This window comes from Curtobacterium sp. Leaf261 (genome assembly GCF_001422205.1).
In the GTDB taxonomy this organism is placed as follows: domain Bacteria; phylum Actinomycetota; class Actinomycetes; order Actinomycetales; family Microbacteriaceae; genus Curtobacterium.
On sequence record NZ_LMMJ01000008.1, the window covers coordinates 78,282 to 101,466 of the forward strand.

At 71.3% G+C, this 23,185-nt stretch carries 17 protein-coding genes; 6 read left to right on the forward strand and 11 right to left on the reverse strand.

Features of this window, described 5'->3' with window-relative positions; genetic code table 11:
• Positions 1 to 60 precede the first annotated feature (60 nt).
• Complete coding sequence (locus ASF23_RS08640) at positions 61 to 609, reverse strand: hypothetical protein (RefSeq protein ID WP_055951916.1); 549 nt, start codon at positions 607 to 609, stop codon at positions 61 to 63.
• A 136-nt stretch (positions 610 to 745) separates the two neighbouring features.
• Between ASF23_RS08640 and ASF23_RS08645 the strand changes: the two genes are divergently transcribed.
• Complete coding sequence (locus ASF23_RS08645) at positions 746 to 1,423, forward strand: response regulator transcription factor (RefSeq protein ID WP_235510838.1); 678 nt, start codon at positions 746 to 748, stop codon at positions 1,421 to 1,423.
• Positions 1,423 to 2,913 carry a sensor histidine kinase gene (locus tag ASF23_RS08650; RefSeq protein WP_055951919.1) on the forward strand — a complete coding sequence of 497 codons (1,491 nt, stop codon included), beginning with the start codon at positions 1,423 to 1,425 and terminating at the stop codon, positions 2,911 to 2,913. Before ASF23_RS08645 ends, ASF23_RS08650 begins: the two co-directional genes overlap by 1 nt.
• 268 nt (positions 2,914 to 3,181) lie before the next feature.
• Here ASF23_RS08650 and ASF23_RS08655 read toward each other — a convergent pair whose 3' ends face one another.
• The 4 genes from ASF23_RS08655 to ASF23_RS08670 are packed head-to-tail and all read right to left on the reverse strand — an operon-like array spanning position 3,182 to position 7,618.
• Positions 3,182 to 4,336: a Gfo/Idh/MocA family protein gene (locus ASF23_RS08655; RefSeq protein WP_055951921.1), complete on the reverse strand. Its 1,155-nt coding sequence runs from the start codon at positions 4,334 to 4,336 to the stop codon at positions 3,182 to 3,184.
• Positions 4,333 to 5,370: a Gfo/Idh/MocA family protein gene (locus ASF23_RS08660; protein WP_082473963.1), complete on the reverse strand. Its 1,038-nt coding sequence runs from the start codon at positions 5,368 to 5,370 to the stop codon at positions 4,333 to 4,335. Before ASF23_RS08660 ends, ASF23_RS08655 begins: the two co-directional genes overlap by 4 nt.
• Positions 5,367 to 6,323, reverse strand: coding sequence for an ROK family protein (locus ASF23_RS08665; RefSeq protein WP_082473964.1), 957 nt, complete (start codon positions 6,321 to 6,323; stop codon positions 5,367 to 5,369). The genes ASF23_RS08660 and ASF23_RS08665 overlap by 4 nt, the downstream gene beginning before the upstream one ends.
• A complete protein-coding gene (locus ASF23_RS08670; RefSeq protein ID WP_055951924.1) occupies positions 6,323 to 7,618 on the reverse strand; it encodes an ROK family transcriptional regulator in 1,296 nt (431 codons plus the stop codon). The genes ASF23_RS08665 and ASF23_RS08670 overlap by 1 nt, the downstream gene beginning before the upstream one ends.
• A gap of 152 nt (positions 7,619 to 7,770) precedes the next feature.
• On the opposite strand from ASF23_RS08670, the gene ASF23_RS08675 reads away from it, so the two are divergent.
• The 3 genes from ASF23_RS08675 to ASF23_RS08685 all read left to right on the forward strand — a co-directional run bounded on the left by ASF23_RS08675 (position 7,771) and on the right by ASF23_RS08685 (position 11,117).
• Positions 7,771 to 8,736, forward strand: a complete 966-nt coding sequence (locus ASF23_RS08675) for a carbohydrate ABC transporter permease (RefSeq protein WP_055951927.1) — start codon at positions 7,771 to 7,773, stop codon at positions 8,734 to 8,736.
• A 9-nt stretch (positions 8,737 to 8,745) separates the two neighbouring features.
• Complete coding sequence (locus ASF23_RS08680) at positions 8,746 to 9,666, forward strand: carbohydrate ABC transporter permease (protein WP_055951930.1); 921 nt, start codon at positions 8,746 to 8,748, stop codon at positions 9,664 to 9,666.
• Positions 9,667 to 9,794: 128 nt separating this feature from the next.
• Positions 9,795 to 11,117 (forward strand): ABC transporter substrate-binding protein, encoded by a 1,323-nt coding sequence (locus ASF23_RS08685; protein ID WP_055951932.1) that lies wholly within the window; start codon positions 9,795 to 9,797, stop codon positions 11,115 to 11,117.
• Positions 11,118 to 11,334: 217 nt separating this feature from the next.
• Here ASF23_RS08685 and hrpA read toward each other — a convergent pair whose 3' ends face one another.
• The 6 genes from hrpA to ASF23_RS08715 all read right to left on the reverse strand — a co-directional run bounded on the left by hrpA (position 11,335) and on the right by ASF23_RS08715 (position 22,195).
• Positions 11,335 to 15,309, reverse strand: coding sequence for an ATP-dependent RNA helicase HrpA (hrpA, locus tag ASF23_RS08690; protein WP_055951935.1), 3,975 nt, complete (start codon positions 15,307 to 15,309; stop codon positions 11,335 to 11,337).
• A gap of 190 nt (positions 15,310 to 15,499) precedes the next feature.
• Positions 15,500 to 17,551, reverse strand: a complete 2,052-nt coding sequence (locus ASF23_RS08695) for a thioredoxin domain-containing protein (RefSeq protein ID WP_055951938.1) — start codon at positions 17,549 to 17,551, stop codon at positions 15,500 to 15,502.
• 249 nt (positions 17,552 to 17,800) lie between these two features.
• Entirely contained in the window at positions 17,801 to 18,856 is a 1,056-nt protein-coding gene (locus tag ASF23_RS08700; protein WP_055953075.1) for an NAD-dependent epimerase/dehydratase family protein, read from the reverse strand.
• Positions 18,853 to 19,470, reverse strand: coding sequence for a GNAT family N-acetyltransferase (locus ASF23_RS08705; RefSeq protein WP_200919332.1), 618 nt, complete (start codon positions 19,468 to 19,470; stop codon positions 18,853 to 18,855). Before ASF23_RS08705 ends, ASF23_RS08700 begins: the two co-directional genes overlap by 4 nt.
• A 117-nt stretch (positions 19,471 to 19,587) precedes the next feature.
• Positions 19,588 to 20,448, reverse strand: coding sequence for a sulfurtransferase (locus ASF23_RS08710; protein ID WP_055951941.1), 861 nt, complete (start codon positions 20,446 to 20,448; stop codon positions 19,588 to 19,590).
• Between the two features lie 190 nt (positions 20,449 to 20,638).
• Complete coding sequence (locus ASF23_RS08715; protein WP_055953079.1) at positions 20,639 to 22,195, reverse strand: MFS transporter; 1,557 nt, start codon at positions 22,193 to 22,195, stop codon at positions 20,639 to 20,641.
• Between the two features lie 196 nt (positions 22,196 to 22,391).
• Here ASF23_RS08715 and ASF23_RS08720 point away from each other — a divergent pair, with 196 nt between their 5' ends.
• Positions 22,392 to 23,072, forward strand: a complete 681-nt coding sequence (locus ASF23_RS08720; RefSeq protein WP_082473967.1) for a TetR/AcrR family transcriptional regulator — start codon at positions 22,392 to 22,394, stop codon at positions 23,070 to 23,072.
• Positions 23,073 to 23,185 lie beyond the last annotated feature (113 nt).

Here is a 23,185-nt window from a genome sequence, read left to right on the forward strand (position 1 = left end):
CGGGGCGCTGAGAGCGCCGGGACCCCGGGCGGAGCAGGGCAGCACCAGGACGACGCGGCGTCAGATCGCGCTGCCGACGATCCGCCCGAGCGCCGCGGCCTGCTGCTTCTCGACGTTCGCCTTGACGCGCTTGGCGTAGCTCTCGACCGCGCTGCCGTACCCGCCGGACAGCGCCTTCGTCTCGAGCGCGGCGAGGTCCTTCGACCGGTCGGACTGCGACGCACCGTGCAACGCCTTGACGTCCTTCCGAAGCGTGGGCGTCGCGGTCTTCCAGGCGGTCTGGGCCGCCGTGGCGATGGTCTTGACGTCGGCGCCGTACGTGCCGTCGAGCGCCTTCGTCTCGATCGCGTCCGCCGCGGCCCGCCGGTCGGAGTCCTTCTTGCCGCGCAGAGCCGTGAGGTCGGTCGCCATCGCGGTGGGGACGGTGCCGAGCTGCGCCCGGATCGCATGTGCCGAGACCGCGCGGAACGGCAGCCCGGTCGTGGTGCGGGACGACGCAGACGGGGACGGAGCGGCGGCGTTCGCGATGCCGGCCGCGCCGAACACGAGTGCGGCGGCAGTTGCAGCGCCGGCGGTGCTCAGCAGGACGCGGCTGGTGATGGTGTGCATGGTTCGTTCTCCTTCGGCCGGTCGGCTCTCGACCGGCAGGACGATCGTCGCCGCGGCACCGCAGGTTCCTGCGTCGGGTGTGTGTGGATCCTGTAAGGCGTCGTCCGCGTCGACCACTTCCCGGTTGACTGAGACTGTGGACGGCGTGCGGGGACTGGTGGTGGTCGTGGAGGACGACGCCGCGATCGCCGACGTCGAGCGCATCTACCTGGACGACGCCGGGTTCACGGTCCACCACAGCCCGGACGGCGTGAGCGGACTCGCGGCGATCCGCAGCCTGCACCCCGTGGCGGCCGTCGTCGACATCGGGCTCCCGGGCCTCGACGGCATCGAGCTCTGCCGCCGGCTCCGCGCGGACGAGGACTGGACGCCGATCCTGTTCGCGACGGCGCGCGACTCAGAGGTGGACCGCGTGCTCGGCATCGAGCTCGGCGGCGACGACTACCTCACCAAGCCGTTCTCACCGCGGGAGCTCGCCACGCGCGTGAAGGGACTCGTCCGGAGGAGCGCGCTCGGTCGACGATCCTCCGTGCTCCAGGTCGGGTCACTGGCGATCGACACCCGCGCGAGGACGGTCATGAACGACGGCGCGCGCGTTGAGCTGACCGCGACCGAGTTCGACCTCCTCGCGTACCTCATGACGAACGCGGGCCAGGTCTTCGGCCGGACGCAGCTGCTCTCCGCGGTGTGGGGCATCGCGGACTACCGGGGGAGCCGGACGATCGACGTGCACGTCGGGCAGATCCGGGCGAAGCTCGGGGACACGGTGCCGCTCCGCACCGTCCGCGGCGTCGGCTACGTCCTCGGCGAGTGATGAGTCGGTTCCGCGAGTCCCTGACGGCGCGCCTGGTCCTGGTGACCGTCGGTGTCGCGGTGCTCGGCGCCGTCGCGACCGTCGGTGTCGCCTACCAACTGGTCCGGACGAGCACCGTGCAGCAGTCGCAGCAGGTCCTCCGCTCGACGGCTGAGGTCGTGGCGAACGCTCCGGCGGCCGACCGAGCGGCGCTGGTCCGGAACCTCGACCGGAGCTCGGCGCGGGGCATCCGGCTCGTGCTCCTCCGCGCCGACGGCTCGACCGTCCCCGCTGCCGAGTCGATCGTGCCGCGCTCGGCCGTGTCGGACGTGCGGGCGAACGGGACGGTCTCCGAACGTGTCCGGCACGCGGGTCGAACGTTCCTGCTCGAGGGGGTCAGGGGTTCCCGCGGTGATGCCGTCGTCGCCGCGCAGGACTTCTCGCTCGTCCGGTCCGCCATCCGACGGCTGAACGACCGGTTCCTCATCGCCACGGCAGCCGGTGCCGTGCTCGCCGCCGCCATCGGCGTCGTCGTCGCGCAGCGCGTCGTCCGGCCGCTCCGTCGCTTCGCCGGCGCCGCTCGCCGGATGGCCGACGGCGAACGAGGGGTGCTGGCCGACGGCCGACGCGGGGTGCTGGCCGACGTCGGCGGCGGCCTGCTCGCGCCCGGCGGCCACCGGGTGTCGTCGGCAGCACAGCCGCGTGCCGAGCCGGTGGCGGAACTCGCGGCGATCGGTGATGCCCTGGCGTCGCTCGACCTCGCGCTGCAGCACTCCGAGGCACGGCAGCGCGAGTTTCTGCTCTCGGTGTCGCACGAGATCCGGACACCGCTGACGGGGATCCGCGGGTACGCCGATGCGCTGGCGGACGGACTCGTCCCGGCCGATGCCCTGCCGGGTGTCGGGAAGACACTCGTCCGCGAGACCGGGCGCCTCGACGCGTTCGTCCGCGACCTCCTGGAGCTCGCACGACTGCAGGCGGACGACTTCGCGATCCGACCGGAACGGTTCGACCTCCGTGACGTCGTCCGGAACTCCCTCGATGCATGGCGGGCGACGGCCGGGGCGGTCGACGTCCGGCTGACCGTCGATGTCCCGCCCGGCGGGGAGGCGCTCGCGTGCGACTCTGACCCGATGCGGGTCCGCCAGTTGCTCGACGGGTTGCTGGAGAACGCGCTGCGCGCCTCGCCACCGGGGTCGACCGTGCACCTCGTGGCCCGCCGCCGTGCGGACCGGTTCCCGGCTGTGATGGAGGTGCGCGTGTTCGACGAGGGCCCCGGTCTCACCGCTGCGGACACGGACGACGCGTTCGAGCGCGGTGTCCTCGCGAACCGCTACCGGAACACCCGGACCGTGGGCACCGGCCTCGGTCTGTCGATCGCGGCGCGGCTGGTCCGGCGGCTCGACGGCCGGATCGGGGCGGGTGCCTGGGAACACGGCGCCGTGTTCACGGTGTCCCTCCGAGCTGCTCCGGACGGTGGGCGAGGGACGATGCCGCCGACCCCGCGGTGAGCTGCTGGAGTGCGACGGGCAGAACACCGCTCTCCAGCGCCACGGAGCACCTCCGGTCCGCCACCCACACTTCGTCCGGTTCGTCCTGCGTCCGGCGACGGATCCCGACAGGCCGGCCCCGGGCCTCCCGGCCGTGTCGCCGCATGCGCGCGTCCGTCACCGGGCCGCCGGACGCACCCATGGTCGCGGAACCGGACTGGAGGCCCACCATGACGGCCGCCACGTCGGCTGCGGTCATGCCGACCACTCGACCACCCGTGACGACGGGTCAGCGCGCCGAGGACCCGCTGGCCGGCTCCGGCACGACGTCGACCGTCCGGCCCGTCCGCACTGACTCCTGCGCGGCGAGCACGATGCCGAGCGTCCGGAGCCCCACGTGCACGTCCGGTTGCGGCTGTTCGCCGGACCTGACCGCCTCGATGAACGTCGCCAGGAGTGCCTCGTCGAAGTTCGGGCCGTAGGGCAGGACGAGCGGGCGGCCGGTCTCGCCGGTGAGTCCACGGGCGCTCGGTCCGAAGAAGTCGATGTCGACGGTGCCCAGGGTCCCGGCGACGCTCAGCTGCAGGCCGCCCCAGATCGGCGACGTGTCCGGCTGCGACCACGAGCAGTCGATCGCCGCGATGACGCCGTTGTCGTAGGTGATCGTCACGAGACCCGCAGTCTCGGCCTTCGCGCGGCCGGCGTGCAGCTTGGCGTTCGCGATGGCCGTGACGGAGACCGGGGCGACGTGCATGAGCCCCTCGAGCATGTCCGCGATGTGCACCACGTGGTCGACGATCGCGCCGCCGCCGGACAGCTCCGGCTCGGTGAACCAGTCCCTGGTCAGCGGGAGCATGCCGTTGTTGCTGCCCCGGATCGCGAACAGCTCGCCGAGGGCCCCGGCGTCGTGGGCGCTCCGCATCCGCTCGAACGTGCTCGAGAACCGGACGGGGAACGCGACCATGAGGAGGACACCGGCGGCTGCGGCAGCATCCCGCATGGCGAGTCCGTCCTCCCACGTGGTGGCGAGGGGCTTCTCGCAGAGCACGTGCGCGCCGGCCGCGGCGGCGAGCTCGACGAGCTCGCGGTGCCGGGCGTTCTCGCTCGTGACGACGACCGCGTGCGGACCCTGGCCGCCCCGCGAGCCCGTGTCGCCCTCGGTGACCGCGTCGCCCTGGTCGTCCTGCGTGCCCGTGTCGCCCTCGTCGTTCCAGGCCAGCAGCTCGTCGTACGTGTCGGCGTAGTCGATCCCGAGTGCGTCCGCGAGTTCCCGTCCTCGGAGGTCGACGAGGTCGGTCCCGGTCGAGACGCCGTCGGGGTCCGACCCGCGGACCTCCACGCCCGGCATGGCCTGCAGTGCCGCGAGGTAGCCGATCGCGTGCGTGTGCGCGAAGGACATGACGGCGACGCGGAGTGTGCCGTGGCCGGCTCCGGTCGGGCTCATGCGCTTGCCGCCGTGCCAGCTGCCGGCGCCGTGTCAGCTGCGGTCGTCCCTGCTGCCGCGGCCGTGAACTCGACGGGCTGCCCGGTCGCGAGCGACTCGAGCGCCGCGTTCGCGATCTTCACCGCGATCGCACCGTCCTCGGCGGTCACCCGCGGAGTCGGGCCGCCCCGGAACGCCCCGAGGTACGCCTCGAGCTCCACGAAGTACGGGTCCTCGGCCGGGTCGACCTCGGGCATCGAGCCGTCGACGGCGTCGGGGGTCGCCAGGTCCGCCGTGTAGTTCTGCTCCGCGGCCGACGAATGTGCGAGGCTCCCGCGTGTCCCGGTGACCGAGTACTCCGTCGTGAACGACAGGTGCGGCGGGCCCCAGATGCCCGCGACGTGCGAGATCGCTCCGGACGCGTGGGTGAGCAGCACGTGCGCCGCCTCGACCGGGTGGTCGACGTCGCCGCGGCGGGTGGTGACCGCCGAGACCCGGACGACCTCACCGGCGACCCACCGGGCGATGTCGAGGTCGTGGATCATCTGGTCCATGATGATGCCGCCGGAGAGCTCCCGGTCGGCGAACCACGCGGTGCGGCTCGGGAACGCCCCGGACCGCGAGAACCGGAGCACCGCGAGGTCGCCGAGCAGTCCGTCGTCGACGGCGGCCTTGAGCCGGGCGTACTGCGGGAAGAACCGGACGACGTGCGCCGGGTAGAGCTGCAGTCCCGCGGCATCGGCACGGGCCACGAGGTCGTCGGCGTCCGCGTCGGTGCGGGCGAGCGGCTTCTCCGAGACGACGTCCTTGCCCGCTGCGAGCGCGGCCCGGACCACCTCGGCGTGTGTGTAGGTCGGGGTCGCCACGTCCACGACGTCGACGCGGGCGAGGAGTTCGTCGAGCGTGTCGACGACCTCGCCGCCGTAGGTCGCGACGAGCTCGGCGGCCCCGACTTCCGAGTACACCAGGACCTCGCCGAGTCGGAGGAGGTTCGGCAGGTGCGCGTGGGCGATGCCGCCCGCGCCGACGAGTCCGATCCTGAGGGGTTCCGTCATGACAGCTCCAACTTCGATTCGGGTGTGGTGGTGGTGGTGTGCGGTGGACCGGCCTGGACGAGCAGCGCGGCGCCGGCGAGTCCTGCTCCGGAGCCGACGAGGGACTGCTCGATGCTCGGGGGCGTGCGCCAGCCGAGCATGTCGGCGACGCCGGCTCGGAGCGGACCGAGCAGGCGTTCGCCCGCCTCGCCGAGTCCGCCGCCGAAGACGATCGCGGTGGGGTCGAGGAGCGCGGACAGGATCGTCGTGCCGGTCGCGAGTGCCGAGACCGCGTCTGCCCAGACGGCGGCGGCGATCGGGTCGGTGTCGATGGACTCCGCGACGTCGCGGGTGGTCGCACTCGCGATGCCACCCGCCGCCCGGTAGCGGCGGAGGATGTTGCCCGCGGAGGCGTAGATCTCGACGCAGCCCCGCTGGCCGCACGTGCAGCGCTCGCCGCCCGGGACGACCGGGATGTGCCCGAACTCGCCGGCGCCGCCGGTCGCGCCGTGCACGATCCGGCCCTCGGTGAAGAGCGTCGAGGCGATGCCGGTGCCGATCGGGACGAACACGAACTCGTCGCCGTCGAGACCCGCCTCGATCCGGGCTGCGCGTTCGGCGCGGGCGGCGGCACGGGCGTCGTGGTCGACGGCGACGGGGACGCCGAAGCGCGCTGCGAGGAGGTCGGCGAGCGGCAGGTCGGACCAGCCGAGGTTCGCCGCGAACACGATGCGCCCGGTGTCACCGTCGACGAGTCCGGGGGAGCAGAGGCCGATGCCGGTGACGCGGCGATCCACGGCGTCCGCTGCAGCGGCGAGCTGCTCGATGAGGCTCGTCACCGCGTCGAGCGCAGCACCGGACGGCCCGAACGTCGGGACGGTCGTCCGGGCGAGCACGGTGCCGTCGGCGTCGAACACGGCGCCCTTCACGGTGGTGCCGCCGATGTCGACGGCGACCACGGCGATGTCGGTCATCACGCCACCACGCCGACCTCGACGGCCACCGGACGCTCGACGGCCACCGGACGCTGGGCGTCCTCACGGACGACCTCGTCGATGCGGGCGGGGGCGAGCACCTCGTCGCGGATCAGGATCGTCGCCCCGCGGACCCCGGCGTCCTGGGGGTTCCGGCTCGCCCGGACCTCGAGGTCGTCGGCCACGATCGGCAGACAGCGCTGGTAGAGCTCGGCGCGGATGGCGGCCACGAGGGGCATCGACGCCGACATCGAGCCGGCGAGGACGACCTCGCGCGGGTTGAAGAAGTTGACCATGCCGGCGAGCACCTGCCCGATCTGTGCTCCGGCCGCGCGGATCGCATCGGTCACCACCGGATCGCCCTGCGCCCCGAGTGCGAGGAGGTCGGCCGGGGTCTCCGCCGCGTAGCCGGCCTGTCGGAGCCGCGCCGCGATCGCGCCGCCGCTCGCGACGGACTCCAGGCAGTTCGGCACCCCGCAGGTGCAGCCGATCATGGCGATGCCGTCCACCGCGGTGTGGCTCACCTCGCCCGCGGCACCCCCGACGCCGCGGTGCAGCCGCCCGCTCGCGATGATGCCGCACCCGATCCGGGTGCCGAGCTTCACGGCGAGGAGCTGGTCCTCGTCGGCGTCGCCCGGTTCGGTCCGCTCGGGTCGTTCGGCGATCGCGATGAGGTTCGCGTCGTTCTCGACGAGCACCGGGGCGTCGGTGTGCGCCGCGAACAGTCCCGGCAGGTCGGCGTCGTGCCACGTCGGCTGGAAGCTCGGCGTCACGATGCGACCGCTCGGGTGTGCGATCGGTGCGGGGACACCGATCGCCACGCCACGGAAGGAGTCCATCGTGAGGTGGTGGTCGTCCGCGAGCTGCACGAGCCGGGCCCACAGCGCGGCGACGGCCACGGCGGGACCGTCGGACATCGGGAGCCGGTGCCGCTCCGTCGCCGAGACGTCTCCGTCGGTGATCGTGTCGGTGTCCACCAGGACCGCGCCGGCCAGGTCGCTCAGGACGATCCGCACGTGGTTCGCGCCGAGGTCGACCGCCGCCACGAAGCCCGCTGAGCCGTCGAGCCGCAGCCGCCGTGCACGCCGTCCACCGCGGGAGTCCTCGTTGCCGACCTCGTGCACGAGCCCCATCCCGATGAGCACGTCGACCCGGAGCGACACCGTCGACGGGGCCAGTCCGGTGGTGCGCGCGAGGGTCGATCGCGACATCGCGTCGACCGAGCGGATCCGCCGCAGGACGTCGCCGACGGAACCCGGACTGTGGTCCAGGTCCTGCAAGAGCCGGTGGTTCATGCGATCACTCTAACGTCGAGCATCGAAGGAAGTCATTTCGAAATCGATCATTTACTTTTCGTGATCGACCGGTAATGATCTGGAAACACACGAACCCTAGCGTTCATCGAAGAGCCGCTGTCCGGTGGCTCGATCCGAACGAAGGAGCCCCGATGACGAGTGCAGTGGACGCCCCGCCGAGTGCCGCCCTGGCACGACCGGCGAAGCGCGCACCTCGTGCACCGCAACGAAGCGCGCTCGAGCGGAAGGAGGGCAAGGCCGGGTACGCGCTCATCGCACCGACGACGATCCTGCTCGCCGTCTTCTACCTGTACCCGTTCGTGCAGACCGTCGGCTACAGCTTCACGAACTGGAACTCCGGCACGGGGCAGGTCGACGGCTTCGTCGGACTCTCGAACTACACCGGGCTGTTCCAGGACTCGGAGTTCCTGAAGGCGGCGGGGAACACCGGGCTGTACGTGATCATCGTCGTCCCGATCACGATGGCGCTCGGCCTCTTCTTCGCGGCACTCCTCGCCCAGCCGTTCCGGGGCCGAGGCGTCTACCGCGCGCTGCTCTTCGTGCCGTACATCGCCCCGATCGTCGGCAGCGCACTCATCTTCAGCTTCATCCTCTCGCCGCTCGGCGGGATCGTGAACAACTTCGTGACCGCGCTCGGAGGAGCCCCGATCGGGTTCCTCAACTCGGAGCCGTGGGCACTCATCAGCGTCATCGCGTTCTCGATCTGGCAGGGCGTCGGCTACACGATGATCATCTTCGCCGCGGCGCTGACGAACATCCCGCAGAGCTACCACGAGGCCGCGATCCTCGACGGCGCCGGACCCATCCGACGCTTCTTCTCGATCTCGCTGCCCCTCGTCGCCCCGACCACCGGCTTCCTCGCGGTGACCGGTGTGGTGTCCAGCCTGCAGGTCTTCACCCAGGTGTACGTCCTGACCGGGGGCGGCCCGCTGCAGAGCACCGAGACGATCCTCTACTACATCTACCAGCAGGGCTTCGTGTTCTTCCACGGCGGCTCCGCGAGTGCCGCGGCCGTCCTGATGCTGTTCGTCGGCGTCATCGTCTCCGTCATCCAGCTGCGCGTCCTGAACCGACGCGACCCGATCGAGCTCGTCTAGGAGACCCCAGTGACCCAGCTCACCGCCCGCTCGTCCGCCGGCCGTCCTGCGGGTGCGACGACTGCCTCCCGTCCGCATCTGCAGCGCCGGCACCGCCCGCTCCGGGCGCGCGTCCGCGTCCTGACCCCCGCGATCCTCCGGCACCTGGTCCTCATCATCGCGGTGCTGATCTTCTTCGGTCCGTTCCTCTGGATGCTCCTGACGAGCTTCAAGTCGTCGGCGGAGTCGCTCGCCTACCCGCCGACGTTCCTGCCGAAGGAGTGGCACTTCGACAACTACGCCGACGTGTTCACGGTGGCGCCGTTCGGGATCTACTACCTGAACTCCACGATCGTCGCCGTCGCGACGACCGCCGGGCAGGTCGTCACGAGCCTCGCCGCAGGGTTCGCGTTCTCCCGCCTGAAGTTCCCCGGTCGGAACATCGTGTTCGTGATCCTGCTCGCGGCGCTCCTCGTGCCGTTCGAGACCGTGTTCACGCCGCTCATCTCGCTGCTGTCGTCACTCGGGTGGCTGAACAGCTACCAGGGCCTCATCGTGCCGAACGTCCCGTCGATCCTCGGGGTGTTCCTGTTCCGGCAGTTCTTCACGTCGTTCCCGGCGGAGATCGAGGACGCCAGCCGTGTCGACGGCGCCGGTGTCTGGCGGCGGATGTGGTCGGTCGTCACCCCGATGGCCACCCCGATGATCGGCTCCTTCGCGGTCCTGTCGTTCGTCTACAACTGGAACAACTTCTTCTTCCAGTTCCTCGTCACCACCAAGACGGAGTTCTTCACCGTCTCGGTCGGACTGACGCAGCTGCAGTCGACGAACGCGGCCGACAGCTTCAACGTGCTCATGGCCGGGTCGACGCTCGCGATCCTGCCGGTCTTCATCGTCTTCCTCATCTTCCAGCGCCAGATCGTGTCGGCCATGGCCGGCGGCCTCCGCTAGAGCCCCAACCGCAGCACCCCGTCCCCCCGCACCAAGAACGCAGCAGCACCCGCAGCACCCAGCACCCGCAGCACCAGTCCACAGCACCCCGGAACCCCCCGGACCCGTCTCTGAGAGGACCCCTCCCGATGCAGTTCACGAACCGGCGCGCACGTCGCGCCATGGCCGGCCTCGCTCTCGCCGCCGGCGCCGCCATCGCCCTCGCCGGATGCAGCAGCGGCGGTGTCTCCGGGAACTCCGGCGACAGCGGCGGCGGCGCGACGTCGATCACGGTGTGGCACAACTACACCGGCCCACAGGCCACCGAGGTGAAGAAGCTCGTCGACGAGTACAACTCCTCGCAGTCCAAGGTCAAGGTCACGGCGCAGTACGCCGCGCAGAGCGACCAGTTCGACGCCAAGCTCATCAATGCGCTGAAGAACAACACCGGCCCGAACATGGTGCTCGGCGACAGCACACCCCAGAAGATCGGTCAGGTCGTGCAGACCGGCAAGGTCGTGCCGCTCGAGAAGTACCTCTCCTCCGGCTCCATCACGAAGGACACCTTCACCGAGGGCATGCTCTCCACCGGGTCCTTCAACGGCAAGCAGTACTCCCTGCCGACGGACATCGGTGACTACGCGGTCGTCTACAACAAGGAGATGTTCAAGGAGGCCGGGATCACCGACACCCCGAAGACCTGGGACGACCTGGCCGCCGACGCCAAGAAGCTCACCAAGGGCACCACCCAGTACGGCATGTACCTGCCGATCGGCACCGGTGAATGGCCGGTGTTCACCTGGCAGTCGATGCTGTGGAGTGCGGGCGGGGACTTCCTGAACGAGGACAACACCAAGGTCGAGTTCAACAGCGCCGCCGGCGTCAAGGCGCTCACCGCGTGGACCGACATGCTGAAGGACGGCACGGCGTACCCGCAGTCGCTCATGACCTCGACGTCGAACGGCGGCACCCCTGCCGTCACGAGCAAGAAGGCGGCGATGGCGATCACCGGGGCGTACGACCTCGGCACGCTCGACGAGGCACTCGGCAAGGACAACGTCGGCGTCTTCGCGCTCCCGGGCATCAAGGAGAACGCGATGAACCTCGGGACGAACAACTCGTACCTGCTGAAGGGCACGGACGCGCAGCAGAACGCGTCGTGGAAGTTCATGCAGTGGTGGCTCTCGCCGACGACCGAGGCGAAGTGGGACATCGCGACCGGCCTCCTGCCCGCGAACTCCAAGACGTCGGACGACTCGACGTGGACGAAGTACCTCGACGACAACCCCCGTCTCAAGGCGTTCGCGTCCGAGCTCGACTACGCCAAGGCGCGTCCGTCGATCACGCAGTACGGCGAGGTGAGCGATGCCCTGTCGCAGGAGCTCCAGGCAGCGATGCTCCTGCAGAAGAGTCCGTCGGACGCCCTGGAGGCGGCCGAGACGAAGGCGCAGCAGGCACTCGACGCCAAGTAGGTCGGGTCGCGTCCGCCGGGTGACCGGCTGACACGGACTGGAGGGACGGTGCGGCTTCCGCACCGTCCCTCTCGTCGTGCGCGCGGCCGACGCCGGCTGCACCCGTTCGGCACTGCGTGGTGAACACCTCCGTCCACCGTGAACACCCGGATTCCCGTGTGCCGCGCGGACGGGCGTGTTCAGAACACCCGTGTGCCCGCCCGCCACCGCCGCGGGGTCAGGCGCGTGCGGCCGCCAGGGCCTTCGTGATGCGCTGCAGCGAGACCGTCTCGGCCGGGCGGAGCTCCTGCGCGAACAGGCTGATGCGGAACTCCTCGAGCATCCAGCGCGCGTGCACGAGCTCCGCGTGGCTGCCGGGTGCGGGCGGGAACGTGCCACCCGCCTCCTCGAAGCGGAGCGTCGCCGTGCCGACCTCGTTCATCCACCCGCGATCACGCCCCGGGTTCTGCAGGAGCTTCGCCACGCGGGCCTCGACGCCCTCGAGGTAGACCCGGGTCCGACGGAGTCGATCGACCCCGCCGATCGACACGAAGTCGGGGAACACCAGGCGCTCCATCTGCTGCCGCATGTCCGTCAGCGCGGGCAGGAGCGCCATGCTCGTCGCCTGCTTCAGCGCCCGCTCGGCACCCCGCCTGGCCGTCAGCACCGCCGCGAGCGACGACACCGCCGCGAACATGGTGTCGACGATGGTCGCGGAGACGGCATCGCGGACCTCCTCGAACGAGGCCCGGGTGAACACCAGCCCGTCGGGGTGTCGCTCACGGAGCACCTGGTCCACGACACCGACGAGCACGTCGTCGAACAGCGCGTTCGTCGACGGGTACGGGCTCGTCGCGAGCGCCAGCTTCTCCTGGCTCGTCAGGTGCGCCTGCACGTAGGTCACCGGGCTCGGGACCGCGAGGGCGACGAGCCGTCGGACCCCCGCGGGCATGAGGAGCGCGCGGTCCTGCTCGGTCGCGAGGAGCCGCACGCCGACGGACCCGCCCTTGACCACGGACGACCCCTCGTCGACGAGGGACGGGTACGCGCGGATCGTCGACCCGGCCTGTCGGGTGTCGAGCGTCCGGTGCAGGTCCTCGTCCGGCCAGGTGACCAGGCCGGAACGTTCCGCTGCCCCGGGGACCGGTGCCGTGCCTCCCGGCCGACCGTCGGGACCGCCCGCGCCACCGCGACCGCGACGCCCGCGCGACCCGCCACCGGGGCCGCCGCTGCCGCCACCGGCGACCGCGCGCGCGACGCTCTCCTGCGTCCGGTCCTTCAGGGTCTCCTGGAGCGCGGCGAGCGCCTTGCCGGACCCGACCTGGCGACCGCGCTCGTCGACCACCGTGTAGGTCGGGAGCAGGTGCGCCGGAACGCGGGACATGTCGAAGTCGGCCTCGGTGACGGGCACGTAGGTCAGGCGCTGGATCGTCGCCGCGAGAGTCGCCCGGAACGACTGCGTCGGCGCGACCGGTGCGTCGGCCGGCAGCTCGGCGACGATCTTCTCCGCCCAGTCCGCGGCCGGCACGACGTTCTTCCGGATCTGCTTCGGGAGTGCCTTGATGAGCGCCGTCACGAGGTCGCGGCGGAGACCGGGGACCTGCCAGTCGAAGCCCTCCTCGCGCATCCGGGGGAGGAGCGGGAGCGGGACCTGCACGGACACACCGTCGTCGTCCGCGCCGGGTTCGAACCGGTAGCGGAGCCCCAGCCGCTGATCGCCGGTCCGCCACTCGGTGGGGTACTCGGCCTCGTCCTGCGCCTTCTCCGCGGTGCCCTCGTCGAGCAGGTCTGCGCGCCGCATCGTGAGCAGCTCTGGACGGTCCTTGCGCTCGGTGCGCCACCAGCCCTCGAAGCTCCTGGTCGTCGCGACGTCCGCCGGGACCCTGGCGTCGTAGAACTCGTACACGGCCTCGTCGTCGAGCAGGATGTCGCGACGACGGGTGCGCTCCTCGAGCTGTTCGAGCTCCTTGCGGAGCGCGCGGTTCGCCCGGTCGAAGGCCTGCGGGGACTCCCATTCACCCTCGACGAGCGCGTGCCGGATGAACAGCTCGCGGGAGTGCACGGGGTCGATGCGGGCGTACTGCACGCGGCGTCGGGGGACGATCGGCACGCCGTAGAGCGTCACCCGCTCGTACGCGACGACCGCGCCCTGCTTCTTCTCCCAGTGCGGTTCGCCGTAGGTGCGCTTCAGGAGGTCGCCGGCGAGCGGTTCGGCCCATGCCGGGTCGATCCGCGCAGCGGTCCGTGCGAACAGCCGACTCGTCTCGACGAGCTCCCCGGCCATCACGGCGTCGGGCTGCTTCTTCGCGAGGACACTGCCCGGGAAGATCACGAACCGGGTGTTCCGTGAGCCGAGGTAGTCGCGCTTCTCCTTGTCGCGGAGCCCGATCTGGCTGAGGAGCCCCGCGAGCAGGGCCCGGTGCACGCTGTCCGGGTCGCTCGTCCGCGTGGTGCCGACGTGGACGCCGACCTGCTTCGCGGCGCGCGACAGCTGGCGGAACAGGTCCTGCCACTCGCGGATGCGGAGGTAGTTGAGGAACTCGGCGCGCACCTCGCGGCGGAAGGCGCTCGACCCGAGCTCCGCCTGGCGGTCCTCCAGGTGGTTCCAGAGGGTCAGGAGGGTGAGGAAGTCGCTCGTCGGGTCGGTGAACCGCGCGTGCAGCTGGTCGGCGTGCGCGCGTTTCTCGAGCGGGCGCTCCCGAGGGTCCTGGATGCTGAGCGCCGCGACGATGACGAGCACCTCGCGGCCGACGCCCTGCTTCGTCGCCTCGAGGACCATCCGGCCGAGCCGTGGGTCGATCGGCAGCCGGGTGAGCTGCTTGCCCGTGCGGGTGATCGCGCCCTGCTTGTCGACCGCCTGCAGCTCGCGGAGCAGGTCGAGGCCGTCCTTGATGCCCCGGGAGTCCGGCGGCTGGAGGAACGGGAACGCCGCGATGTCCCCGAACCCGAGCGAGATCATCTGGAGGATCACGGCCGCGAGGTTCGTCCGGAGGATCTCCGGGTCGGTGTACTCGGGGCGCTTGTCGAAGTCCTGCTCGGAGTAGAGCCGGATCGCGATGCCCGGGCTCGTGCGGCCGGAGCGCCCGGAGCGCTGGTTCGCCGACGCCTGCGAGATCGCCTCGATCGGGAGGCGCTGGACCTTCGCGCGGGTCGAGTACCGGGAGATGCGGGCGGTGCCGGTGTCGATGACGTAGCGGATGCCCGGGACGGTGAGGCTCGTCTCGGCGACGTTCGTGGCGAGGATCACCCGCCGCCTGATGCCCGGAGTGCTGCTCGGGCGGAACACCTTGTGCTGGTCGGCCGCCGAGAGCCTGCCGTACAGGGGGAGGACCTCGGTGCCCGGGAGGTTCCGGCCGCGGATGGCGTCCTCGGCGTCGCGGATCTCGTTCTCGCCGGAGAGGAACACGAGGACGTCGCCCGGTTCTTCGCGCGCGAGTTCCTGGAGGGCGTCGGTGATCCCCTGCAGGTAGTCGCGGTCGTCCTGCTGCTCGGGGGCATCGGCGGCGTCGGCGTCGGGGGTGCCCGCGCCGTCGGGGGTGCCCGCGGCGTCGACGTCGCTGTCCGCGCCGCTCGCGGCTCCGTTCGCGTCCCCGCCCGCGTCCCCGCTCGCGTTCTCCGCGACCAGCGCGCGGTACCGGATCTCGACGGGGTAGGTGCGTCCGGAGACCTCGATGATCGGGGCGTCGTCGAAGTGCTTCGAGAAGGACTCCGGGTCGATCGTCGCGGAGGTGATCACGATCTTCAGGTCCGGTCGCCGCGGCATGAGCCGCTTGAGGTACCCGAGCAGGAAGTCGATGGTCAGGGAGCGCTCGTGCGCCTCGTCGATGATGATCGCGTCGTAGCGCTTCAGGTCGCGGTCGAAGTGGATCTCGTTGAGCAGGATCCCGTCGGTCATGAGCTTGACGCGGGTGGCCTGGGACGCCCGGTCGTCGAAGCGGACCTGGTAGCCGACGAGCTCGCCGACCTCGCTGCCGAGCTCTTCCGCGACGCGCTCCGCGATGGTGCGGGCGGCGATCCGGCGGGGCTGGGTGTGGCCGATGTGCTCGTGGCCGAGTTCGAGGAGGATCTTCGGGAGCTGGGTCGTCTTGCCCGAGCCCGTCGCGCCGGCCACGATGACGACCTGGTTGTCGCGGATGGCGGCGGCGATGTCGTCACGACGCTGACTCACCGGGAGTTCCGGTGGGTAGGTGATGACGAGCGGGGTGTCAGACATGAGCCCTCCAGTCTATCGCGGGGGGGGGGGGGGGCCGCCGGACGGCACACAGCGATCCCGCCATCCCTCGGGATCGCGCCGTGTCGCGTGGGTCGGGTGGTGTTGATCCGGCCGGGAGGCGCGGTGCAGGACACCGGGAGAGCGTCACGTCGCTGGCGTGGTGCGATCCGGCCTGGAGGCCCGGTGCAGGTCACCGGGAGAGCGTCGCCTCGAGTGCGTCCAGCGTCCGCACCGGCAGGTCGCAGACGCGGTCGTGGCAGACGTACGCGACGGGCCCGTGCTCGTGCTCGCCCGCCGGTGCTCGGTCCGCGAACAGTTCGAACCCGGCGGCTGCCCATGCCCGGCACTGGGCAGGGGTCACCACGGCGACGAGGGTCCCGGGCCGGCGTTCCCGACGGACCCGCGCGACGAGGGCGTCGTCGGTGCCGCCGGTGTCGGTGTCGGTGCCGCCGCCCGCCGCCGGGTGTTCTGAACACGCCCGTCCATCCCGAACACCCGGATCCGCGTGTTCGCCATGGACGGACGTGTTCGTCCCCGCGGCCTCGTCGGGCTGGGCGTGTTCAGAACACCCGGGCGGAGCGGCACGGACGAGGACGATCTCCCGTGCGGGCGCCGCGAACCCCAGCCCGAGTGCGAGGGCGTCCGCGTGACCGAGCGGCTGTTCGAGCCCGCTCGCGACCCGCGGACCGACCAGCCGTTCGGCCGCGGACCGGTACCGGGCGACACCGGCGAGCTCGCCGAGCATCGACAGCGCCGAGCCCAGGGCGACCGTGCCGCTCCGGAGGGCCGTCTGGGGTTGCTCGCCCGGATCCGTCCCCGCTGCCGCGAGCACCGGGTCCGCCGCACCGACGAGCACCACTGTGCCGTTCGCGTCGAGCACGCCGTCGACGATGCTCCGCGCGGCGACGGCGTACCGGACATCACCGGTGGCGAGCGAAAGTTCGAGCAGTCCCTCGGCGAGGAGCCCGACGTCCTCGATGGTCGGTGCCGCGGGTGAGACACCCCGCGGAGTGCTCGACCGGACCGTGACACGACCGTCCACGACGGCGGTGTCGAGCAGCCGGTCCGCCGCGCGTGCTGCGTCGTGGAGCATGGCGTCGTCCCGGAGCGCCGCACCGGTGATCGCCAGGCCGCGGATCGCGAGGCCGTTCCACCCGGTGAGGACCTGGTCGTCGAGCGGCGGTGGGTCGAGGCGCGCGCGGTCCTCGGCACCGAGGCGGTACCACGTGCCCTCGACACGTCGTCCGTCGATCGTCGACTCGCTGTCCTGGGCGGCGACGAACACCCCGTCGTCGGTCCGGAGCGTGCCACGGAGGAACCCGGCGATCCCGACCGCGAACTCGGCTGCGAGCGCCCGCGCGGAGTCGGTCCCCATCAGAGCGAGTCGCCCGGCGACGGCGAGCAGCCCCGCGTTGTCGTACAGCATCCGTTCGTAGTGCGGCACGGACCAGTCGCGGCGGGTGGCGTACCGGAACACCCCGCCGTCGACCGGATCGCGGAGCTCGGAGTCGGCGATGGTCCGGAGGGTGCGTTCGAGGACCTGCCCGGCGGCCGAGTCCGGGCGGTCGGTGGCTGCCTCGGCGAGGAACTCGAGCAGCGGTGCATTCGGGAACTTCGGTGCACCGCCGAAGCCGCCGTGCTCGTGGTCCTCCGCGTCCGCGAGCCGATCGATGACAGCGTGGACCTCGTCCGGCCGGGGGATCGTCCGCGCCTCGGACGTCGATCCCTGCGCGGCGATGGCGGCGGCGATGCCGTTCGCGTTCGCGTCGACCTCCTCGCGCCGATCGGTCCACGCGTCACGGACTGCCGCGAGGACCTGCCGGAACGACGCGTGGTCACCGACGGGCTGCGGCGGCGAGTACGTGCCGGCGTAGAACACCCGGCCGGCCGGGGTCATGTACACGCTCAGGGGCCAGCCGAGACTCTCGGTGAACGCACTCGCGCCCATCATCGCGCTCGCGTCGACGTCGGGGCGCTCCTCGCGGTCGACCTTGACCGACACGAACCCGCTGCGGAGGATGCCCGCGATCTCCGGATCGGCGAAGGACTCCCGGGCCATGACGTGGCACCAGTGGCACGTCGCGTACCCGATCGACACGAACACCGGGACGTCGCGCTCGACGGCCTCCGCGAAGGCGTCAGGGCCCCACTCGCGCCAGTCGACCGGGTTGTCGGCGTGCATCCGGAGGTAGGGGCTGACGGCGTCGCCGAGTCGGTTGTCGGTGTTCTGGCTGTCCTGCATGGCCCCAGCCTGCTCCTCGCGGACACCCCGCCGGTCAGCTCCGATGAGCCTGCTGTCCGTCGAGCGAGCTCCGGTCAGATCGGTCTGGACACGCTCGTGTCGCGGACGCCGAGCACCCGGACGCGAAGCTCCTCCGAACACGCTTGTCCGACGTGAACACCTGGATCGGGGTGTTCCGGGCGGACCGCGGTGTTCAGAACACCTGGATCCCCCCGGGGGTCGGCGCGCCCGGGTCGAGCGAGCGCGCAGTCACGCCTGGCCGAACTGCAGGAGCGCGAGCGCGGCGTCCTCCGGCCCGTAGTCGAACAGGCGCTCGAAGAACGGGTCGGCCGCCCACGGCACGTCCTTGGACGCGGGCGTGCTCCGCGCTGTCTCGACGAGCCACTCGATCTCGGGCACCACCGCGTCGGCGAACCGCAACGGCTCCCACCCGAGCGCCCGGGCATCGGCGAGGTCGAGCACCACCGGCGACGCGGTCGACCACGGGGTGACCCCGAGGAACGCGGGTGCGTCGACGTCGAGCAGGATCTCGTCGAACCGGTGGTCGAGCCGTTCCGCGATCGACCGGACGATCTCGAGCACGGTCGGCGCCGGGTCGTCGGCGACGTTGAGGATCCGACGGTCGGGGTTCGCGGCGACGAGTTCCACGAGGGAGGCGATCCCCGCCGCTGCCGTCGTGTGGTCGACGCTCCGACCATGGTTCGCGAGGACGATGCGTTCGCGTTCGTCGAGGACCCGGCGCACGACGAACCACTCCCGCGGACGAGCGATCCCGACGCCGTACACCTTGGACGGGCGGAGCACGGTGACCGGGGCGCCGTGGTCGAGCAGCAGGTGCTCGGCGGCGACCTTGTTCCCGGCGTACCCGTCGCGGCTCGTCGGGTCCCCGTCGCCGGGCGCGACCGTCGGCTGCCGCTCGGAGATCGGCACCGGGAACACCGGTCTGTCGACCGAGTTCGCGTGCCGCCCCTGCTCGTCCACGTACACGGCCTTGGTCGACAGCATGACGGTCGAGGACACGTCCGGGAGGAACGGTGCCAGCTGCGCGGCGTCGGCTGCGGTCGCGCAGACCCCGTCGACGAGCAGGTCCGCACCGTTCCGGAGCAGCTCGCGAAGGATCGTCGTGTCGCGGCGGTCACCCGCGACGAACCGCGCCCCGCGTGCGACGAGGTACTGGGCGGCGGGCCCGTCGCGGCGGGCGAGGACGTCCACCTGCCAGTCCTCGTCGGCGTCGAGGAGTCGTCGCGCGACCGCGGAACCGATCCCGCCGGTGCCGCCGAGGACGACCGCCCGCCGCGAGCTCATCGCCGGCCCTGCCGCGCCGACGGGGCGACCGCGGGCCCCGACTCCGACCGCGATCCAGGCGCCGATCCCACCTGCCACCCCGTCGCCGACCGTTCCTGCGACGCCGACCGTTCCTGCGATGCCGATCCCGACGCCACCGCTGACCCTGTCCGCTGTGGGGCCATGTCGTACGTCACCCAGGGCGTGGCCGTCGCATGCGCGTCGTACACCGAGCGCGCGACGGTGTTGCTCTCGGCGGTGATCCACCGCACGAGGGTCGCCCCCGCCGCCGCAGCCTGTGCCGCGGCCGCGTCGAGCAGCATGCCACCGAGCCCGTTCCGGCGCGCATCGGGGTCGGTGTAGAGGTCGTCGAGGTACAGCCCGAACGCGGCAGCCGACGGTCGCGCGAACGACCGGAGGTTGGCAAGTGCACCCAGCCGCCCACTGCCGTCCACGGCGACGAGCCCCTGGAGCCCGTGTTCGCGGCCGACCACCCAGCGCCAGGTCGTCAGGACGGCATCCGGATCGTCCGGCAGCCGGTAGAAGCCGCGGTACCCCGAGTACAGCACGGCCCACTGCTCGGCGTCGGCAGGTTCGACGGGACGGATCGTCCAGGAGGATGCGGAGGTGACCATGCGCCAACGTTAGTTGCCTGTGGTGGCCGCTCTGGGCCTCCAGTCCGACGCTGTGGACGCCGGCGTCTGCCAGCCGCTCTGTGGAGAGCGAGCACCCGCGAGCCGGGTGCGGGTCCGTCAGGACGCGAGCGGTTCCGGCTCCCGCCACCAGTCAGCGAGCGACCCGTCGTAGACCCGGACGCGCTCGTGCCCCAGCACCGTCAGGGCGAGGGCGTCGACGCATGCGGCGGTGCCGACGCCGCAGTAGGTCACGATCTCCTCGGAGGCGAGCACCGGCTCGAGCACCGCGGAGAGAGCCTTCGGTCGGAGGAGCGCGTTCGTGTCGGCGTCGACGAGCGTGCGGACGGGGATCGTCGTCGACCCGGGGATCAGCTCCGATCGGCCGACACCGCCCGCGTCCGACGGGGCGGCGCACACGAGTGCCGCGGGCTCGGAGCCGTCGACCGCTCGCAGGACACGGTCGCGGTCAGCCCAGACCGGACGTTCCTCGGTCGCCAGGAACGCGGTGGCGGACCGGCGTTCGCGTGCGGTCCCCGACATCGCGCCGCTGCGGATCGGCCGGCCCTCGTGCTGCCACTTCGTGAAGCCGCCGTCGAGCACCGCCACCTGGTCGAAGCCGAACGAGCGGAACAGCCACCACAGGCGGGCCGACCACTGCCCGAGGTCGCGGTCGTAGACCACGACGGTGTCGTCGTTGGAGACCCCGAGCGCACTGATCGCCCGCTCGAACCGTGCGGAGTCCGGGCGGGTGAACGGCAGGTCCGAGCCCGATGCGCTCAGGGTGTCCACGAGGTCGGCGAACACCGCGCCCGGGACGTGGCCGTCCTCGACGTAGTCGTCGAACGCGGGAGCCCATGCGGTGGCACGACCGATGCCGGTGGTGCGGACCGAAGCGTCGATGACGACGAGCTCGTCCGAGCCCAGGTGGTCGGCGAGCCACTGGGTCGACACGAGCGGTGACGACGGGACGAGGGGCATGGCGATCAAGATAGCGTCGGCCACCGACAGCTGCCAGGCGGGGCGCAACAGGGCGTCTCGGACGGTGGAACGACCGGTCTGCGCGTGCCTCTCGCACCGTCCTCGCGAATGAGAAGTGCCCATCTGTCGGGTCCGGACGGGCCGGGCGACAGATGGGCACTTCTCAGCAGGGCAACCGCGCGCAGCGGCCCTAGTGCGCGGCGACCGGGATCGAGCCGGTCACGTTCGACGACGCCGACTCGAGCTTGGCGAGCCGGACCTTCTGCCGGTTGATGACGAGACCGCCGGCCAGCGCGACGAGCACGAGCACCCCGGACGAGATCCAGAACGCCGTGTGGTAGCCGGTGAGCGCCGCGTTCGCCTGGGCGAGCTTGCCGCCATCGGTGCCGACGAGCTGGTCACGGACGACGTCGGCGAACACGGTCGACAGGAGTGCGGTGCCGATCGATCCACCGATCTGCTGCATGGTGTTCACCATCGCCGAGGCGACACCGGCGTCCTGACGCGCGACGCCGGAGGTGGCCGTCGAGAACGCCGACGAGAACACCAGGCCCATGCCGAGACCGATGACGATCAGGCCGGGGAGCACGACGGGGGCGTACCCGCTGTCGAGCTGCGTCCGCGTGAGGAGCGCCAGGCCGATCGCCGCGGTGAGCCCACCGATGAGGATGAGCACCTTCGGACCGACGCGGGGCAGGAGCCTCGTGCCGAGGATCGTCGAGCTGAACATGATCGACAGCGGCATCGGCAGGAACGCCAGACCGGTCTTGAGCGAGGAGTACCCGAGGGTCTGCTCGAGGTAGTAGGTCAGGAACAGGAAGATGCCGAACATGCCGATCGCCACGAGCCCCATCGCGAGGAGTGCCCCACCGCGGTCGCGGTCGAGGACCACGCGGAGCGGCATGAGCGGGTGGTCGACCCGGGTCTCGGCGAAGACGAACGCCGCGACGAGCACGACACCGGCCGCGAGGTAGACGTAGGTGAGTGCGTCGTCCCAGCCGTTGGTCTCGGCGTTCGAGAAGCCGTAGACGATGCCGACGAGGCCGAGCGTGATGAGCACGACGCCCAGGTAGTCGATCCGCGGGCGTGCGGTCTTGGCCGGACGTGGCACGAAGAGGAACGTGCCGACGAGTGCGACCGCCGCGATGACGAGGTTCACGAAGAGGCACCAGCGCCACGAGGCGTACTCGGTGAGCACGCCGCCGAGGAGCAGGCCGATCGCGGCACCGGAGCCGGCGATCGCACCGAAGATGCCGAACGCACGAGCGCGTTCCTTCATGTCGGTGAACGTGGTCGTCAGCAGGGACAGCGCCGCGGGGGCGAGCAGTGCACCGAAGACGCCCTGCAGTGCGCGGGCTGCGACGAGCAGGCCGAACGAGTCGGCGAGTCCGCCGAGCATGGACGCGACCGCGAAGCCGACGAGCCCGATGACCAGGGTGTTCTTCCGACCGAAGAGGTCGGCGAGACGACCGCCGAGCAGCAGCAGCGACCCGAAGGCCAGCGAGTACGCGGTGACGACCCACTGGCGCTGGTCGTTGCCGAACCCGAGGTCCTGCTGCGCCGAGGGCAGTGCGATGTTCACGATCGTCGCATCGAGCACGACCATGATCTGGGCGATGCCGATGACCGCCAGGACCACCCAGCGGTGGTCCTTCTTGTCGATGGGGGAGAGGTTCTGCGAGCTCGGTGCGGCGCGGTGCGTCGGCACCGATCCGGTCGGCGTGGGGGCCGTTGCTTGAGACGACATGGTGCGTCCTTCCGTCTGGGCGAGGAGCGGATGGGGGAGGCGCGCGCCGTCGGGCGTCTCGAGGAAGGTGGGGATGCGCGGAGACGATGTCTCCGTCTGCAGGAACCGGATGCAGAACATCCGTTTCGAACCAGTGTACGGGTAAACGGACGAGTCGCATCCGCTTATTCCCAGAATTCTCGATTAACCTTCGGGTGTGATCCCCACCCCGATCGACGAGCAGCACGAGCAGCACGCGCAGGCGGACCGGCCGCTCCGAGCCGATGCGGCACGCAACCGTGAACTCGTCCTCCAGACAGCGCGGCGACTCTTCGCGGAGCGCGGGCTCGGGGTCACCCTGAACGACATCGCGCACGAGGCCGGGGTCGGCGTCGGGACGGTCTACCGCCGGTTCCCGGACAAGGACGCGATCATCGAGGCTCTGCACGAGGCGAAGTTCGCCTCGCTCGTCGAGCTGGCCGAGCGCGCCGCCGCGATGGAGTCCGCTCGCGACGGACTGCGGGCCTACGTCATGGGCACGCTCGAGCTCCGGGCGAGCGACCGTGCACTCGCGCAGGTGATCGTGCACGCCGTCCCCGCGTCGGACACGGTGCGTCGCAGCAGGGTCCTGCTCGACGCCCTCGTGACCGCGATCGTCGAGCGCGCGAGGGTCGACGGCGTCATGCGGCAGGGCTTCGAGGCACGGGACGTCCCGATGCTCGTGCTCATGGTCGGGACCGTCGCGGACCGCACCAAGGGCTGCGGCCCCGACGTGTGGCGACGGTACGCGCAGATCCTCGTCGACGGCATCTGCCCGCCGGCGTCGCCGGCCTCGCTGCTCGGCGAACCGCTCGGCCCCGAGGAGCTGGAGCGCGCGATGCACGGCTCGCGCGACTGACCGGACTGGAGGCGCGGTGCCAGGCCGCGCCGTCCCTCCCGTCCGGCTGACGGGCCGTCCGACGGACTGGAGGCGCGGTGCCAGGTCGCACCGTCCCGCCCGTCCGGCGTGTG

What these genes read in the sequence shown, in the direction of transcription:
- ASF23_RS08665 (WP_082473964.1), bottom strand. Translation starts at nt 6,323, where the DNA reads ATGACCGACATCGCCGTGGTCGCCGTCGACATCGGCGGCACCACCGTG.
- ASF23_RS08660 (WP_082473963.1), bottom strand. Translation starts at nt 5,370, where the DNA reads ATGACGGAACCCCTCAGGATCGGACTCGTCGGCGCGGGCGGCATCGCC.
- ASF23_RS08685 (WP_055951932.1), top strand. Translation starts at nt 9,795, where the DNA reads ATGCAGTTCACGAACCGGCGCGCACGTCGCGCCATGGCCGGCCTCGCT.
- ASF23_RS08710 (WP_055951941.1), bottom strand. Translation starts at nt 20,448, where the DNA reads ATGCCCCTCGTCCCGTCGTCACCGCTCGTGTCGACCCAGTGGCTCGCC.
- ASF23_RS08700 (WP_055953075.1), bottom strand. Translation starts at nt 18,856, where the DNA reads ATGAGCTCGCGGCGGGCGGTCGTCCTCGGCGGCACCGGCGGGATCGGT.
- ASF23_RS08705 (WP_200919332.1), bottom strand. Translation starts at nt 19,470, where the DNA reads ATGGTCACCTCCGCATCCTCCTGGACGATCCGTCCCGTCGAACCTGCC.
- hrpA (WP_055951935.1), bottom strand. Translation starts at nt 15,309, where the DNA reads ATGTCTGACACCCCGCTCGTCATCACCTACCCACCGGAACTCCCGGTG.
- ASF23_RS08675 (WP_055951927.1), top strand. Translation starts at nt 7,771, where the DNA reads ATGACGAGTGCAGTGGACGCCCCGCCGAGTGCCGCCCTGGCACGACCG.
- ASF23_RS08695 (WP_055951938.1), bottom strand. Translation starts at nt 17,551, where the DNA reads ATGCAGGACAGCCAGAACACCGACAACCGACTCGGCGACGCCGTCAGC.
- ASF23_RS08670 (WP_055951924.1), bottom strand. Translation starts at nt 7,618, where the DNA reads ATGAACCACCGGCTCTTGCAGGACCTGGACCACAGTCCGGGTTCCGTC.
- ASF23_RS08650 (WP_055951919.1), top strand. Translation starts at nt 1,423, where the DNA reads ATGAGTCGGTTCCGCGAGTCCCTGACGGCGCGCCTGGTCCTGGTGACC.
- ASF23_RS08640 (WP_055951916.1), bottom strand. Translation starts at nt 609, where the DNA reads ATGCACACCATCACCAGCCGCGTCCTGCTGAGCACCGCCGGCGCTGCA.
- ASF23_RS08715 (WP_055953079.1), bottom strand. Translation starts at nt 22,195, where the DNA reads ATGTCGTCTCAAGCAACGGCCCCCACGCCGACCGGATCGGTGCCGACG.
- ASF23_RS08655 (WP_055951921.1), bottom strand. Translation starts at nt 4,336, where the DNA reads ATGAGCCCGACCGGAGCCGGCCACGGCACACTCCGCGTCGCCGTCATG.